General features: G+C 37.8%; 15 protein-coding genes. 13 read left to right on the plus strand and 2 right to left on the minus strand.

The annotated features are described in order from the left end of the window. Positions 1-12 precede the first annotated feature (12 nt). The 3 genes from M1D52_RS11395 (at position 13) to M1D52_RS11405 (ending at position 2,763) form a co-directional block, all read left to right on the plus strand. The gene (locus tag M1D52_RS11395) at positions 13-1,047 is read left to right on the plus strand and encodes a sensor histidine kinase (RefSeq protein WP_437365820.1); all 1,035 of its coding nucleotides are present in this window, start codon (positions 13-15) and stop codon (positions 1,045-1,047) included. Then, the gene (locus tag M1D52_RS11400) at positions 1,031-1,762 is read left to right on the plus strand and encodes a LytR/AlgR family response regulator transcription factor (protein ID WP_437365818.1); all 732 of its coding nucleotides are present in this window, start codon (positions 1,031-1,033) and stop codon (positions 1,760-1,762) included. The genes M1D52_RS11395 and M1D52_RS11400 overlap by 17 nt, the downstream gene beginning before the upstream one ends. 206 nt (positions 1,763-1,968) lie before the next feature. Then, positions 1,969-2,763, plus strand: a complete 795-nt coding sequence (locus M1D52_RS11405; protein ID WP_437365816.1) for a response regulator — start codon at positions 1,969-1,971, stop codon at positions 2,761-2,763. A 115-nt stretch (positions 2,764-2,878) separates the two neighbouring features. Here the strand turns inward: M1D52_RS11405 and M1D52_RS11410 are convergent, their stop codons facing one another. Beyond that, positions 2,879-3,313, minus strand: a complete 435-nt coding sequence (locus M1D52_RS11410) for a soluble adenylyl cyclase-like protein (RefSeq protein WP_130855743.1) — start codon at positions 3,311-3,313, stop codon at positions 2,879-2,881. Positions 3,314-3,696: 383 nt separating this feature from the next. Between M1D52_RS11410 and M1D52_RS11415 the strand changes: the two genes are divergently transcribed. Beyond that, positions 3,697-4,179, plus strand: coding sequence for a VOC family protein (locus M1D52_RS11415; protein WP_437393127.1), 483 nt, complete (start codon positions 3,697-3,699; stop codon positions 4,177-4,179). 139 nt (positions 4,180-4,318) lie between these two features. Next, complete coding sequence (locus M1D52_RS11420) at positions 4,319-4,834, plus strand: 2'-5' RNA ligase family protein (RefSeq protein WP_437392623.1); 516 nt, start codon at positions 4,319-4,321, stop codon at positions 4,832-4,834. A 4-nt stretch (positions 4,835-4,838) separates the two neighbouring features. Here the strand turns inward: M1D52_RS11420 and M1D52_RS11425 are convergent, their stop codons facing one another. After that, positions 4,839-5,324, minus strand: coding sequence for an anthrone oxygenase family protein (locus tag M1D52_RS11425; protein ID WP_130855745.1), 486 nt, complete (start codon positions 5,322-5,324; stop codon positions 4,839-4,841). 181 nt (positions 5,325-5,505) lie between these two features. Here M1D52_RS11425 and M1D52_RS11430 point away from each other — a divergent pair, with 181 nt between their 5' ends. From M1D52_RS11430 to M1D52_RS11465, 8 genes are all read left to right on the plus strand, one after another. Beyond that, entirely contained in the window at positions 5,506-6,336 is an 831-nt protein-coding gene (locus M1D52_RS11430) for an alpha/beta hydrolase (RefSeq protein WP_013667288.1), read from the plus strand. Positions 6,337-6,370: 34 nt separating this feature from the next. Continuing rightward, a complete protein-coding gene (locus M1D52_RS11435; RefSeq protein WP_437392625.1) occupies positions 6,371-7,294 on the plus strand; it encodes an SMP-30/gluconolactonase/LRE family protein in 924 nt (307 codons plus the stop codon). Positions 7,295-7,505: 211 nt separating this feature from the next. Further along, entirely contained in the window at positions 7,506-8,081 is a 576-nt protein-coding gene (locus M1D52_RS11440; protein ID WP_013667286.1) for an RNA polymerase sigma factor, read from the plus strand. A gap of 33 nt (positions 8,082-8,114) precedes the next feature. Continuing rightward, the gene (locus M1D52_RS11445; protein ID WP_013667285.1) at positions 8,115-8,456 is read left to right on the plus strand and encodes a hypothetical protein; all 342 of its coding nucleotides are present in this window, start codon (positions 8,115-8,117) and stop codon (positions 8,454-8,456) included. Between the two features lie 31 nt (positions 8,457-8,487). Continuing rightward, the gene (locus M1D52_RS11450) at positions 8,488-8,712 is read left to right on the plus strand and encodes a hypothetical protein (protein ID WP_013667284.1); all 225 of its coding nucleotides are present in this window, start codon (positions 8,488-8,490) and stop codon (positions 8,710-8,712) included. Between the two features lie 130 nt (positions 8,713-8,842). Further along, positions 8,843-10,870, plus strand: a complete 2,028-nt coding sequence (locus M1D52_RS11455; RefSeq protein ID WP_377608690.1) for a M3 family metallopeptidase — start codon at positions 8,843-8,845, stop codon at positions 10,868-10,870. A 70-nt stretch (positions 10,871-10,940) separates the two neighbouring features. Continuing rightward, positions 10,941-12,821 (plus strand): M1 family metallopeptidase, encoded by a 1,881-nt coding sequence (locus M1D52_RS11460; protein WP_437392626.1) that lies wholly within the window; start codon positions 10,941-10,943, stop codon positions 12,819-12,821. 220 nt (positions 12,822-13,041) lie between these two features. Continuing rightward, complete coding sequence (locus M1D52_RS11465) at positions 13,042-15,822, plus strand: outer membrane beta-barrel family protein (protein ID WP_437392627.1); 2,781 nt, start codon at positions 13,042-13,044, stop codon at positions 15,820-15,822. Positions 15,823-15,854: the final 32 nt, after the last annotated feature.

Consider the following 15,854-nt stretch of genomic DNA (forward strand, 5'->3'; position numbering starts at 1 on the left):
CCATAACCGGTGATGAAAAAGTTAAATAACCAATATATTTTTATTATTCTTTTCTGGACATTATATTTTCTATACGAATGGCTAAGTGTTCCATCCATGAGCGGAGAGTATAGGCGATATTTTATTTCAGCTTGTGTAATGGTACCTACCACCTTTATTGCCGCCATCCTAACGGTACATGTCTATTTCGCTAAATTCTATCTGAAGAGCCGCAAACGCTTGTTTTGGATTGCCTCCATGCTAACCATGTTCGTGCTGCTGATGATAAGAAGGTTATTTTATTACTATCACACATATCCACTATACTACCCTGAAGGGATGTTATTGCCTTTTTTCTATGTACCTAAGCTTATTATCGATTTTGTTAATATGTACCTTATTGTTGGTTTATATTCACTTATCTATTTTTTTCGTTCTTATTACGAACAACAAAAACTCAATGCAACCCTTCAGAAAGAAATGATCAGGTCTGAATTGGAGTTGCTTAAGCTACAGGTTCATCCTCATTTTATTTTTAATACCTTAAATAATATTTACTCATTTTCCATTCAGCAAAAACCGAAGGCGGCAGACCTTATTCATCGCCTTTCGTCTTTTTTAGATTATAATTTATACCAGGCAAAGGAAAACACTGTACCACTCATTAACGAAATAGAATACATACAGCATTATATCGAATTAGAGAAAATTCGTTTTGGCGATCGACTAGATATCTCTATAAATATCCTCTCGGAAATAGAGCATTTTTATATAAGTCCGATGTTATTGTTGCCTCTGGTAGAAAATGCGTTTAAACATGGTGCAGGCAAATTGCAAAAAAATGCTTGGATACGTATGGATATCTCGATGAAACGCGACATCTTAACCGTTAAGATTGAGAATAATTATGCTGAGCAAACAACCCAATCGGAACGCCCCGGTATTGGTTTAGACAATGTAAAAAGAAGACTGCAAATTCTCTATGAAGGAGCTCACGAAATAAGTATAATGAAGGAATCCGGTACTTTCTTAGTTGTTCTAAAAATTAAAAATGGAATCACTGCATAAAATAAAATGTATAGCGGTGGACGATGAACCGCCTGCATTACAATTATTAATTTCTTATATCGAAAAAATTCAATCACTCGAATTGGTGTTTTCTAGTAGCGACGCACTGGAAGCTTTTAATTTTATACAACATCATGAGGTCGATATTTTATTTATTGATATACAGATGCCTGGTCTTAATGGTTTAGAATTTGTTCGTGCGTTGTTTTATCGACCGGTAGTAATCATGACTACCGCATATCGTGAGCATGCGGCAGAGGGGTTTGATTTAGATGTTTTAGATTATTTAGTTAAGCCCTTTCGATTTGAACGCTTTTTAAGAGCAGTATCAAAATATTCGCAAACGAGCGGTTCTAGTTTGGAGTTCGTTCAGAAAGTTCAAAAACAAGAAGATGTTTACATGTACTTTAATGTTAACAAAGAATTGATCAAAGTTTTTCTGAAAGACATTCTTTATATAGAAAGTGTTAGAGATTATATCAAAATTGTTATGGCTGCTAAAACCATTATAACGTATCAGCGAATCAGTTATATGGAAGAAAAGTTGCCCGAGGATAACTTTATTAGAATGCACAAATCGTTTATTGTAAACCTACACCAGATTAAGGCGTATAAATGCGATCGATTGAGGGTGGGAAACGAGGTCCTGCCCGTTGGGCGATTCTATAAGAAAAGGCTGATTGAGCGATTGAACGCGGATCAATTTGGTTCTTAGAGATGGCATTGCTTGTTTCTGTAGATTTCGGGAGACGTATTACATTTCGTATTTTGCAGCGCGAAAGAAACGCAATTATTCAGTTTTATGTGCGTTATAAGGTCATGAAAAGTATGAACAGCTGTGGATTGAAGAGAGGTGTGAAATAATTCACCTCTCACGTGGATGACCAGCTGAATTTTATTGCCACTTAAAGAGAATTTCTAATGGAAGAAAACAAAACGAGCGAGCTTAGAATCTTATTTGCCGAGGACAATGAGGTCAATCGGTTTTATCTTCGGTCTCTCTTCGAACAGCACTTTAAAGGTATGCTGATTTTGGAAGCCAAAAATGGTAGAGAAGCTGTTGAAATATATGAAGCGTATAGGCCGAATTTAGTGCTGCTTGATTTAAATATGCCGATTATGGGAGGAAATGAGGCTGCCGTAACAATTAAGCAATTAGCCGAAACAAACGGGGACAAACCTCGGATAATTGCATTGACAGGGAATTCACTCAATGTCGATGATGGGACTCATAGTCAGGAGGCGATTGATGATTATATCATCAAGCCGTTTACTGCAGAAGCTCTGTTGACACTGCTATCGCCGGTTATTGTAGATGGGAAAAATATAGAAGAAAGCTCGGGTAACTTGGAGGCTACAATAGAAGGCGACATATTACACGATAAACGGCATTTTAATTATGAGGAACTTAAACGATCTTTAGCTAATGACAGACAATTGATCAATGAAGTTTTAACTTATGTGCTAAATAGTCTGGACACCTTCTTGCCGAGGTTTAGAAACTTAATAACTGAAGGAAATCAAGAGCAAATACAAAAACTTGCACATGAACTTCGAGGAACCGCACTCAACGCTCGCTTGCCGCTGCTTAGTGAATATGCATTATTGCTAGAAAACCAAGCGAGTTTTGATGAAGATTTTCTTCTTGAACATTTAAAAAGAATAGATGAAGAAATTAAAGATGTAAAGCCTTTGCTTGCGGCCATGCTTGACTAGAAGTAATGGATATCATTTAGATCTATTAGCAAATTTTGAGGACGTCAAAATATAGGACAAGCACGGTCCACAACTTGTTCTTTAATAGGCTCCCCATAAATATGGGGAGTTATCGTTAAGCACCTATTAGGGTATATTCAAATCTCCGACCTATTTTTCTACCTTCAATAAAGCCATTTTTAAGAAGATAGGACAGCCTTACCGCAACTACTTTTTCCAGTTTATATGGATCCAATTCGGGTTGTGCCTGTTGTAGAACATCCAAAATATCCTCTTTGAATCCTTGTCCTACATTTGTCAATGCATAGCTGATTTTATAGTCTAGTTTGGAATGGGGATCAAAATTTTCTACCGGTTTGAGAACCTTTTTATTGGCTTTACTTTCAAGGGTATAACCGGCAGAGGAAGGGATCAGACTGGCAAGGCTATTGCTTTTATTGCCCGTAATGCCCTCAATAGTTTTGTCGATGCTTTTTATTTCCTGTAAAAGCGCTTCCCGCATTTCTTTCAAGTATTCGATTACTTGTTTTTCTTGAACTTGAGCTTTCATGTAATGTTAGTGATTGGTTTTTACAAACTTATATAATTTAAATAAATTATACAATTCGAAGGACTAAGATTGATGCATTGTTGTGGTAGAGACATCAAAAATCGTATGCTTTGTTTTTTTAAATTGTTTGTTCTGTGATAAAAGAAAGCGAATACGGATAGGCGTTTGTCGCATTTTCCTTATAAATTTCTCATAGAGCGACTGCTGTTTTTTTTTATTGATCATGTAGATTCGTATCGTTACAATTTTGTGATAGAGTTTACTGCAAATTGCAGCGGAGATGGTTTAGCTTTTTTTTCAATTAACTATAGAAGAATCATTTGGCTGGTGTGAAGACTAATTTTAACAAATAATGATAAAAATACAATGAAAAGAGACGTTATATCACAAAGAATTACGACAAACTTGTGTTCGAAAAAGAAGCAGAAGAGGCGGTTCGCTTTTATACCTCGATATTCAAGAATAGTAAAATTGAAGGTATCGCTCGTTATACCGAAGAGGGCTTTGAGCATCACCGAAAACCGGCAGGGTCCATGATGACCATTGAATTTATCCTTGATGGCCAAGAGTTTTTGGCATTAAATGCTGGGCCAATATTCAACGAAGCGATATCGCTCATTGTGAATTGTGAAGATCAGAACGAAGTTGATTATTATTGGAAACGTCTTTGCGAGGGCGGTGACGAAAAAGCACAAGTATGCGGGTGGCTTAAAGATAAATTTGGTGTATCATGGCAAGTTGCTTCGCTTGTGCTAAACGAAATGATTTTGGATCCGGATGTCGTTAAGGTTAATCGTGTTTTAAAAGCGATGTTTCAAATGAAAAAAATCAACATCGCTGAGTTGGAGGCAGCCTATGGTAAGTAATCAACATAAGAGAAAAACCTATATAATTGTTATATTTGCTAATATATTTAGTGTTTTGTCGTTTATGGTTTCTATTAAACATAGAGAGCTCGAATATTTGCTCGTGTTGCCGTTGCCCAAGGAGGTACAACAACACGTTATGTATTTTAAGAATGTCTTTAAGGATACATATGATTTTCCAAACGCCTTAATCACATATCCTCACCTTACACTATTGAAGTTTATGCAGTTTGAAAACTATGAAGGAGCTATTATAAATAAGCTGATCCAATTAGCTTGTTATGTTAGCCCATTTCAAGTAATTTTAAACGGCTTTAGATTTTTCGAACGGGTCTTTTACATTGACGTGGCAACGGGAAGCGCTATTTTGGATATCGTATACAATCAACGGTCTTCGCTGCTACCACTATTACGTGCAGGTAAGAATCGCTATCATTTTACTCGCAACGCACATGTAACGATTGCAAGGGGGCTTTTACAACTACAGTGTCTGGAAATCAGTCGAAGTTGGAAGATTCCTTCATATCAAGCAGCTTTCATAGCATCCCAAATGTTATTACTAAAGAGGACGACGGCTTATAGCCCATATAAACCAGTTAATACGATTCGTTTCATAGGAAATAAGTCTTATCCAAAACAAGGTGATTTATTTTAGTGCGTTATTCTTTATCAACGCAAGCTATCGAAAGAAGGAGGAAGCTTAAAGACGCACTAACCGCACGTACGAAATTAAAGCGCACCCAGGTTGTTTGAAAAATTTCTTTTTGATTCATTAATTCTTGCTGGTTTGTCTGTTGTAAATGAAGCTTATTTAACCCTTCGTTCATGGGGACATTTACGCTCATTGTGATAATAAAGACACCTAACACATATATCAATGTAGCGAAAACAAGCAGATAGATTTTAAGCTGAGATTCTTGTCGATAAGCAAAAAAGACCTTTAGCGGTAACAATAGTAAGGGAGCCAGAAAAACGATAATAAACCAAGGATTAAGTATGACCCGATTGAACGATTGCAATGCCAACAATGACTCAAAAGCTGGTAACCTCCTCAAACCCGGCATGATGGCGTTACTCCAAGTAAAAAAAAGCCCAGACATGATCGCTGTTGCTAAGAGTGCGCATAAAGTTAATAACTGATTCATAATCTATATTTTAATGTTTATTGATGTGCATGTAAAAATAAATTGTAACGGCCTCACAGAATAGAATAAATACGACAATTTTAGGTACTTAGGGAATAAAACGAATCATTATCGCTATTTTTAAAAAATAGTGTAATTTTAGACTTTACTCAATAATGGTTTTCCCTTAAGCAAATACAAAATGAAGCGTTGTTTTTTTGTTTTATATCTAATTCTACTAAAATTATCTGCGAATGCGCAAGTCGTTCAATATAATACGAAAGCTAACGTGTCTTATTACGAGGAGGGCTCCCGATTGGATAGCTACAAGAAGGAGCGATGCACGCTGGATATTTATTATCCCGAAAATAAAAGCGACTTTGCTACCGTTATCTGGTTTCATGGAGGTGGTTTGACAGGAGGCGAGAAGGAAGTGCCGGAAGCGCTAAAAAATCAAGGAATTGCTGTTGTTGGTGTCAGTTATAGGCTTTCTCCGAAAGTTAAAGGAAGTGACGTGATTGAGGACGCCTCAGCAGCAACAGCTTGGGTATTTAAGCATATCAAAGAGTTTGGGGGGAATGAAAAACTAATTTTCGTGTCCGGACATTCGGCGGGAGGGTATCTCGGAATGATGCTGACCCTTAATAAAGCTTACTTAAAAAAATATAATATCGATGCCAATCAAGTTGCCGGTGTGATACCATTTAGTGGTCATACCATTACTCATTTCACGATAAGGAAAGAAAGAGGAATCCGTGATGTACAGGCAGTGGTTGACGAATTTGCTCCTTTGTTTTATGTACGAGCCGATGCGCCGCCACTATTACTCATAACTGGGGACAGGGATTTAGAGCTTTTGGGAAGATACGAAGAAAATGCCTACATGGCGCGTATGATGAAGTTAGCAGGGCATAATGCGACGTCCCTTATTGAACTAGGCGGATATGGACATAATATGACTTTTCCCGCATTTCCCTTGCTGCTTAAGGAAGTCAATCGTAGGACAGAAGAGATTGTCAATCGTTTAAACTGATCCATTCCCACCTGGCGACCATTTTCTATAGATTATGAAACCAATTAATAATTGTACCCGTTTTGTTTTGATTGTCTGTTGTTTATTTCTTTATAATCAGGAAGTGAATGGCTCCGCAACACCGGTAGCTGATAGTAGCGAAATAGTCCTTGCTGGTGAGCAGTTACAACTCGTGGGAGATGGTTTTGCTTTTACTGAAGGGCCCGCTGCTGATCGTGATGGTAATGTATATTTTACTGACCAACCTAATAATCGTATCTGGAAATATGACTTACAGGGAAAACTCAGCATTTTTATGGAGAATGCAGGAAGGGCAAATGGGTTGTATTTCGACAAGGAAGGGGCGCTGATTGCTTGTGCTGATGAACAGAACCAGCTTTGGCGAATTGAGAATGGCGTGGTTGAGAAGTTAGTGAGGCATTATCAAGATACACTTCTCAATGGTCCAAATGACGTTTGGGTAGCACCTAACGGCTTCATTTACTTTACGGATCCTTATTACCAGAGAGATTATTGGAAGAGAAAGGCCCCTGATTTAAAAGTGCAAGCATTGTATTTGTACAAAAAAGGCGGGCACTTGGTTCGATTGGACGATCGATTCAAAAGACCCAACGGAATTGTTGGAACGCCTGATGGCCATTATTTATACGTAGCAGATATCGGAGACGATAAAACCTATCGTTATACCTTAAAAAAGAATGGGAAGCTCGCAAAAAAGCGGCTCTTTATTCATAAGGGCTCTGATGGAATGACAATTGATACTCAAGGAAACCTTTATTTAACAGGTAAAGGAGTCACCGTCTATGATAAGCAGGGGAAGGAGATTGCACATATCTCAGTGCCGGCAAAATGGACCGCGAACGTATGTTTCGGAGGCCGTGATGGAAATATTCTTTTTATTACCGCTAGTGATAAGGTGTTTACGCTAAAAATGCGCACAAAGGGTTATAGTAAGTAGCGATAATCACTCCCACGATAGTTTTAAGTTGCTTATTTTTTTACCGGTTTCCTATTCTCTATTATCAATTTTTCAAGAATTTGCTTCACATGCTCTTCACAGGAACTACCTGCGGATATTGTTTTTGAGGGCCTTGGAACGAAGGCGAAAAATTTAAAAAAAAATTGAAATATTTCATTGACCCACTCGTCTATACAGATAAGTTAAAGAGATGGATCAGTTATCAATAGCAAAAGGCATGTCAGAAGATAAGCAGAGCAAAATCTTAACCACCATAACATCTTATGGGAAGGGGTTGCTAAGCTTTATTAGGAAGCGTGTCAAAAGTGATGCAGATGCAGAGGATATTTTGCAAGATGTGTGGTTTCAGCTAACAGCAGTCATTAATTCGGAGCCGGTAGAACAGGTAGGTGGGTGGCTTTACCGAGTGGCAAGAAACCGTATTATCGATAAATACAGAAAGAAGACAGAAACTTCTTACGATGATACCATGGAAGATGACAATGAACAATCTGTATCATTTAGTGAGTTACTTTTAGGTGTTAACGACAGTCCGGAAAAAACTTATCAAGATCGGTTGATGTGGAAAACGTTATTCAGCTCACTGGAAGAATTGCCTGCAGCACAACGTGATGTTTTTGTATGGCATGAGTTAGACCATATCCCTTTTGCGGAAATTGCGGAACGTACCGGAGAGTCCGTGAATACATTGATTTCTAGGAAGCGTTATGCTGTGCTACATTTAAGGAAACGCTTACTTGTCTTTTATAAAGAGTTGGATAAATAAATGAATCGGTAAAATTGATAAAAACATAAAGTGATGAAACGGATATTCAGAAGTAAATTTAGATTTATTGCCATACCTATACTAGCGGTTACTTTCCTATTCTTGGTAAGTTATATCGTTATGCTATTATGGAATTTCAGTATTGCAGCAATCTTTAATATACATAGCATAAATCTTTGGCAGGCAATGGCATTATTTGTTCTTTCCAAGGTTCTTTTTGGCTTTGGCAAAGGAGGGCGAAGAGGAGGTGCACCTTGGAGCAAACGGTCAATGCGCGATAAATTTGAAAAAACGAGTGAAATGGATACAGAAAAAATGAGAACCTACATGCGCGAGCGGTGGTGTGATTGGAGGAGCTTTCAAGAGGAAAAATAGAATGGAAATCAACAAAAATTAAGGAAGTATCATGAACCAAGTGTTAATTTTTAAAACGAGTGTTAATGCTCAAAAACATGTACAGCAAGTAGCTGCCTTGTTTAAATCCATTAAGTTAATCAAACAGTGGAGTTTTGATTTAGACGATTGTGATCGAGTCCTACGGGTGGTATCGTTAAATGTCCGTCCCGAAATGATTGAAAATTTATTGAGAACAGAAGGTATATATTGCGAACATATGGAGTATGAGTTGTAAATTTGACGAAGGCCAATTGCTTTTATAGGTATTCACAGATTGCATATAAAAGCAATTACTTTCTCTTTTTTTCTACAGCGTTCGCGAATGACGAGCATTTTGTCTAAGTTTGGAATTTATTTCCAATATTATGCATAATCCACTTTTGAAGCCATTCAATACCCCCTTTAATAGTTTTCCATTTGAAAATATAAATCAAGAAGATTTTAAGCCTGCAATTTTAGACGGTATAGCACAGGCGAAGCAGGAGATCGCACAAATAGTTGACAATCCAGCCGATCCGACGTTTGAGAATACTATAATAGCACTTGAAAAAGCAGGGAAACCATTGCATGTTATCGCTGAAGGTTTTTTTAATATCAATTCTGCTGAAACCAATGACTACCTTCAAAATTTAGCGCAGGAACTTTCCCCTTTACTTGCAGCATACGGAAACGATATAACCCTTAATGAAAGTCTTTTTCAAAGGATAAAGAAAGTATTTAACGATACACCTAAATCAAGTTTGTCTGAAGAAGAATATAGACTGTTAGATAAGACTTATAAAAGTTTTACAAGAAATGGTGCATTACTTGACGCTGTCCAAAAAGAAAGGCTACGGTATATTGATAAAGAGCTTTCAACATTGAAAGTTAAATTCTCACAAAACGTTTTGCATGAAACGAATGCCTACACTTTGCATATTACAAGCGAGCAGGATATGGACGGACTTCCGGAGTCTGTAAAAAGTGTAGCAAAGGAAGAGGCAGAGAAAAGAGGAGTGGAAGGCTGGATCTTTACCTTGCAGTTTCCAAGCATGATGCCATTTATGAAGTATGCAAAAAAACGGAATTTAAGAAAGGAACTTTATTTAGCTTCTTCTAAAAAGGCTTTCAACAAAAACGAATACGATAATGAAGAATGTGTTAGAAAAATAGTTGCTTTGAGACAAGAACGCGCCGAGCTACTGGGTTATGAAACACATGCTCACTTTATTTTGGAAGAAAGAATGGCGGCCGAACCCAAACAAGTTGAGGATTTTCTCCATAATTTGTTGATCAAGGCTAAACCTTTTGCGCAAAAGGAAATTGATCAGTTAAGGCATATTGCATCGGCAGACGATATAGACGAATTGATGCCATATGATCACGCATACTATGTGGAAAAATTAAGGGAAGCTAAGTACAATTTTTCTGAAGAAGCTTTAAAACCATATTTCCCGCTTGAAAGCGTAATCAAAGCTGCATTTGATGTAGCGAATAGGCTATATGGATTGACATTTGACAGGCGGAATGATATTCAGAAATACCATCAGGAGGTGGACGTTTTTGAAGTGTCGGAGAATGGTAAACATAAGGCATTGCTTTACGTGGATTGGTTTCCTAGGGAAGGTAAGCGTGCGGGGGCGTGGATGACGAGTTATCGTGGGCAATCAAAGTTTGAGGGTCAAAACATAAGACCTCATATTTCTATCGTTTGTAATTTTTCGCGTCCCTATGAAGATATCCCATCGCTACTGACGTTTAATGAAGTGACTACTTTATTTCATGAATTTGGTCATGCCTTGCATGGAATAATGGCGGATACTGTATATGAAAGTCTTTCCGGTACCAATGTATATTGGGATTTTGTTGAACTTCCTTCACAGTTCATGGAAAACTATTGCTATGATAAAACATTTTTATCTAGTTTTGCAAAACACTATAAAACAGGCGAGCCGCTTCCTTTAGTAGAAATTGATAAGATCGTTGCGTCTGCAAATTTCATGGAAGCTTATCAAACTTTACGACAATTGAGTTTCGGTTTGTTGGATTTAGCCTATCACACAAATCAGTTAAGGCCAGATGATGCAATAGCAGAATTCGAGCGGCGCATTGTAGCCGAAACGCAACTTTATCCGGCAGTCGAGGGCACCGCTATGAGTCCATCCTTTTCCCACATATTTCCCGGTGGGTATTCTGCAGGATATTATTCCTACAAATGGGCTGAAGTTCTTGATGCAGATGCATACGCATATTTTCGAGAAAAAGGTATCTTTAATAGGGAAATCGCTGAAAAGTTTAAGGTTCTACTCAGTAAAGGCGGTACCGTTGATCCAATGCAGCTTTATAAAGACTTTCGCGGGAGGAAGCCTTCAATTGATGCATTGTTAAAACGAGCGGGATTAATCAGTAACTAGGCCAGCCTGTTTGATTTAATTTACGTTTTCCATAGGGCGCTGACCGAGGAAATGTGTCAAATAGTATTCGATGAAAATGAACTTCAATAAAACTCTTATTCTAGTATATTTCGTTTTTGGAATAGCTGAATGTTTTGCTCAAGATATCTTGCGAATCGATTCAAGTTTTTCCAAGGCTGTGAGGAAAGGCACGCGTACCTTGAATGGAATACCTGGCAATAAATACTGGCAAAATACAGCAGACTATAAGCTTAAGGTAAAATTTGAACCAAAAACCCGCCTATTGATAGGAACAGCAGAAATAGATTATCGCAATAACAGTCCGGACACCTTACGTGAAATATGGTTTAAATTATATGCCAATATTTATAAGAAAGGTGTGAACAGGAAATCCAAAATCGAAAAGAAAGATTTAGGAGACGGTTTGACGCTTAAAAAAATTGTGGTTGATAAACACGCGATTGAAAATCATGATGTCATTATTGACGGCACCAACATGAAATTACAGAATGCTGAAGTGCTGCCTCAAAGCTCTGCGCATTTTCGAATAGATTATGAATATACCTTGAACGAAGGGTCGCACTTGCGCACAGGAAAAATAGATAATGGTGCCTATTTTATTGCCTATTTTTTTCCTAGAGTTGCCGTATACGATGATATAGATGGTTGGAATAAGTATCCTTATACAGGCGAGGAAGAATTTTATAATGATTTCTGCAATTTTGAAGCAGCAATCGAAGTGCCCGATGGTTACGCCTTATGGGCTACCGGCGATTTAAAGAATGGGAAGAAAATATATCAAAAGCCAATAAACGATCGGGTTGAATATGCAGGTATATCCGACACGATTGTCAATGTCATCGATGAACAGGACATCAAATCCAATGCGGTTACAAAAAGAAAATCTTTTAATACTTTTAAGTTTGAGGCGAAACAGGTAACTGATTTCGCTTTTGCTTTGAGTAATCACTACGTTTGGAAATCCGTCAGTTTAGTTGTTGATTCACTTACTGGCCGGAGAACACGGGTTGATGCTGTTTATAACCCCATACACGAGGATTATAATGAAGTAATCGATTTTGCGGCAAAAACAGTGGAAGGGATGAGCTTTCATTTTCCGGCTTGGCCTTTTCCCTATAGTCATATGACTGTTTTTGACGGACTCGATCAAATGGAATACCCAATGATGGCTAATGATAATCCTACAAAAACGAGAGAAGATGCTATTACTCTAACTAATCATGAGATATTCCATACGATGTTTCCCTTCTATATGGGAACAAATGAAACAAAGTACGGTTGGATGGATGAAGGATGGGCAACTATAGGAGAATGGAAGCTTTCTAATTATGTTGACAGTAGCTATGTGGACGATTATGGAATACAAGCTACGGCTAAAAGTTCCGGCGATCGGAACGATACACCAATCATGACGTTGACTACCGACTTGAAGGGTGGTGGAGCCTTTACAAATTCTTACCCAAAACCGGCGTTAGGGTATCTCTATTTAGAAGGCTATTTGGGAAAGGAATTGTTTCGAAACGCGTTACATCACTATATCAAAACATGGCAAGGAAAGCATCCACAGCCCTTGGATTTTTTTCGTGCTATGAATGCAGGAAGTGGAGAGAATTTGGATTGGTTTTGGAATCGGTGGTTTTACGAAGAGGGCATGCTGGATTTAGCCATTCAGCGTGTCGTAAAACAGGAAAATGATGAATACCTAATAACCGTTAAAAATAAGAGTAATAAACCACTGCCTATCTATCTCACGGTCTATTATTCAGATGGGTCGACAGAAAAGATAAATCGATCGATTGGCATATGGAAGGATGGCGGAAGAACCGTGTCTTTGTTCTTAAACACTCAGAAAAAAATTAAGTCGGTTGCGCTCGGCAATACTTATGTGCCGGATAAGAATAATCAAGACAATGTCTTCTACGTTAATTAGTCATCTTGAATTTTATTATGCATCGTTAAAAACCTTCCCGGTTCGGCGCAATAGTTTATGTTCTAAGTAATTCAGACTGGCATTTGCCGGATGAAAATGCTGCCTAAAAGAAGCCTGATCCTCATACTTTAATATTATGTTAATTAATGTTAAAACTTTTGATCTTTTAGTTGGAGTGTAGATATTTTTAATATTTTAGAGGCCGATTGCCTAAAAATTTATGAAAAGATTAACCTTTATCTTGCTTTTACTTATCTCTTGTTTTAGTTCGCACGCTCAAAACGGATTTTTAATTAAAGGAACAGTAATAGATACTGCTTCCAATATAAAACTTAGCAATACTACCATTAGTATTTTACATGCGCGGGATTCCATGCTTTATAAATTTACAAGAGCTGATCAGATGGGCAATTTTAAATTGGAGGGATTGGAGAAAGGTAAATATATTTTGCTTGTTACTTATCCTAAATACGCTGATTACGTTGAAAATTTCACACTCGATTCGTTAAATGAAATTAACTTCGGATCGATCGATATGATTTTAAAATCTCAGCTTTTAGCAGAGGTGGTTATTACCGGGCGGCAACCGATAACCATTAAGGGCGATACGACTGAGTATGATGCCGCAAGTTTTAAGCTGCAGCCAAATGCTAAAGTAGAAGATTTGTTAAAGCAACTTCCGGGTATACAGGTGGATAAAGATGGTAAGATTACCGCGCAAGGACAAACGGTTAATAAGGTACTGGTAGATGGCGAGGAATTTTTTGGAGACGATCCTACTTTAGTTACAAAAAACATTCGAAGTGATATGGTCGATAAGGTGCAGCTATATGATAAGCAAAGTGACCAAGCCACCTTTACAGGAGTTGATGATGGGCAAAAAACCAAGACGATCAATATTCAGTTAAAGGAAGACAGTAAAAGGGGGTACTTTGGTAAATTGGAAGCGGCAGCGGGAAATGACGAATTTTATCAGGCACAGGGTATGATCAATAAGTTTAAAGGGAAAGAAAAAATGTCTGCCTACGGAACCATCGGGAATACGGGGAAAGTAGGGCTTGGTTGGCAGGATGCAAATAGATACGGTACAACGTCCAATAACATGGAATTTACGGACGATGGCGGCATGATGTTTTATGGGGGAGGGGGAGACGACTTGGAATCGTTCAACGGGCAATATGATGGACAAGGCATTCCTTTGGCACGTACAGGTGGTTTACACTATGATAACAAGTGGGATGGCGATAAACAATCAATCAATACCAACTATAAAATAGGTACATTGGATGTGGACGGTACTCGAAATAATTTGACGCAACGCAACTTACCCACGGGAGTTATCAATGATCGTTCAGACGAGACGTTTAATAACCATATGTTTCGCCATAAACTGGATGCACGATATGACATTAAATTAGATTCGACTACGAACCTGCGTATTTCAGTAGATGGAACCCTGAGAAACAGTGACACCGAAAACAATTATACTTCCGAAAGTAGGAACGGTTCCGGCGGATTATTGAACCAAAGTCAAAGAAGGCTAACCAACAAGGCAGACGATCGGATTTTTAATGCAAGTGCTTTGTTCACAAAGAAATTTAAAAAGATGGGGCGGTCTTTTTCCCTGAATCTGAATCAATCATCCAACACAAACAAAACGGACGGGTTTTTAGATGCAAAAAACGTATTTTATAGTAATGCCGGCGTGGAAGATAGCGTTTCTAACATCAATCAATACAAAACTAACGATATTGTAAATAACTCTTTTCGATCTAATGTGACCTACTCAGAACCTCTTTTTAAGAATTTCGCTGTGGTATTGAATTATGGACTTAGTATTAATAGTGGCCATTCTAATAGGCGGTCCTTTAATCAATCGGCAACGGGAGCTTATGACGTATTGGATAGTTTATACAGTAATGATTATAAATTGGATCAAACATCCAACCAGGTTGGGGCCATTTTCAATTATAAGACGGAGAAAACCAACCTGAATTTTGGAGCAAAGGTAAGTGACGTGCGGTTCAAACAACTTGATAGGTACACAGACGATTTGTTTACAAGAAATTTCACGAATTTCAATCCACAGTTGAATTACCAATATAAATTTTCGCAGCAAAAATCCTTACGCGTTGGATATAATGGTAACAATACACAGCCTACAATCAATCAGATACAACCTGTTAGGGTAAACACAGATCCGCTCAATATCGTATTGGGTAATCCGGATCTAAAGCCTTCTTTTACCAATCGCTTTAATTTGAGTTATTATTCCTACAAGGTGCTCAGCAATCAGTATGTTAATTTTTACGGTAGCTATTCGTTTACCACAAACCCTATCGTAAGTAATACAGTAACGGATTCCGTTGGGAAAAGCACCTATCAATCCGCTAACCTAAAAGATCGAAACACCTCTAATTTTTACGGTGGTATGTATGCAAGTAAGAAAATAAAGAAATTGGATATGCAGATAGGGCTTGATTTGAGTACGAATGGTAATACGTACTATAATTTAACCAATGATAACCTCAATGAGACGAAGTCATACAACTATTCAAGCCGCTTATCTTTATCAAAGTATAAGGAGAAGAAATATGATTTTAGTGTGAATTTTGGGCCAAGCTACAACACTTCTGAATCATCGCTGCAGCCTGAGTTCAACAATAACGGATGGGGCATGAGCGGAGATGCGGGGTTCAATATATATTTGCCCGGTAAAATTCAAATAGGATCTGACGGAAGTTATACTTATACGCAAGCGACACAGTCTTTCGATGAAAATTTTGAGCGATTTATACTGAACGCTTATATCACCAAAAAGTTTTTTAAAGAAGAAAACCTTCGTTTTACTATTTCCGGAAATGATCTGTTGAACCAGAACGTAGGCTTTAATCGAAATGCTTTTAATAATACCATTAATCAGAGTAGTTATACAACCATTCGTCGTTATTTTATGTTCTCGGTTACTTGGGAATTTAGCAAAATGGGAGCAAAACCATAGGTTAACCCACATGTAAATATTGTGTTTATAAA

This window comes from Olivibacter sp. SA151, from assembly GCF_054130995.1.

Bases quoted from the DNA above. Each gene is read 5' to 3' on its own strand.
- M1D52_RS11405 (WP_437365816.1), top strand. From the start codon at position 1,969: ATGGAAGAAAACAAAACGAGCGAGCTTAGAATCTTATTTGCCGAGGAC.
- M1D52_RS11430 (WP_013667288.1), top strand. From the start codon at position 5,506: ATGAAGCGTTGTTTTTTTGTTTTATATCTAATTCTACTAAAATTATCT.
- M1D52_RS11395 (WP_437365820.1), top strand. From the start codon at position 13: ATGAAAAAGTTAAATAACCAATATATTTTTATTATTCTTTTCTGGACA.
- M1D52_RS11455 (WP_377608690.1), top strand. From the start codon at position 8,843: ATGCATAATCCACTTTTGAAGCCATTCAATACCCCCTTTAATAGTTTT.
- M1D52_RS11440 (WP_013667286.1), top strand. From the start codon at position 7,506: ATGGATCAGTTATCAATAGCAAAAGGCATGTCAGAAGATAAGCAGAGC.
- M1D52_RS11425 (WP_130855745.1), bottom strand. From the start codon at position 5,324: ATGAATCAGTTATTAACTTTATGCGCACTCTTAGCAACAGCGATCATG.
- M1D52_RS11445 (WP_013667285.1), top strand. From the start codon at position 8,115: ATGAAACGGATATTCAGAAGTAAATTTAGATTTATTGCCATACCTATA.
- M1D52_RS11410 (WP_130855743.1), bottom strand. From the start codon at position 3,313: ATGAAAGCTCAAGTTCAAGAAAAACAAGTAATCGAATACTTGAAAGAA.
- M1D52_RS11460 (WP_437392626.1), top strand. From the start codon at position 10,941: ATGAAAATGAACTTCAATAAAACTCTTATTCTAGTATATTTCGTTTTT.
- M1D52_RS11450 (WP_013667284.1), top strand. From the start codon at position 8,488: ATGAACCAAGTGTTAATTTTTAAAACGAGTGTTAATGCTCAAAAACAT.
- M1D52_RS11465 (WP_437392627.1), top strand. From the start codon at position 13,042: ATGAAAAGATTAACCTTTATCTTGCTTTTACTTATCTCTTGTTTTAGT.
- M1D52_RS11400 (WP_437365818.1), top strand. From the start codon at position 1,031: ATGGAATCACTGCATAAAATAAAATGTATAGCGGTGGACGATGAACCG.
- M1D52_RS11420 (WP_437392623.1), top strand. From the start codon at position 4,319: ATGTATTTTAAGAATGTCTTTAAGGATACATATGATTTTCCAAACGCC.
- M1D52_RS11435 (WP_437392625.1), top strand. From the start codon at position 6,371: ATGAAACCAATTAATAATTGTACCCGTTTTGTTTTGATTGTCTGTTGT.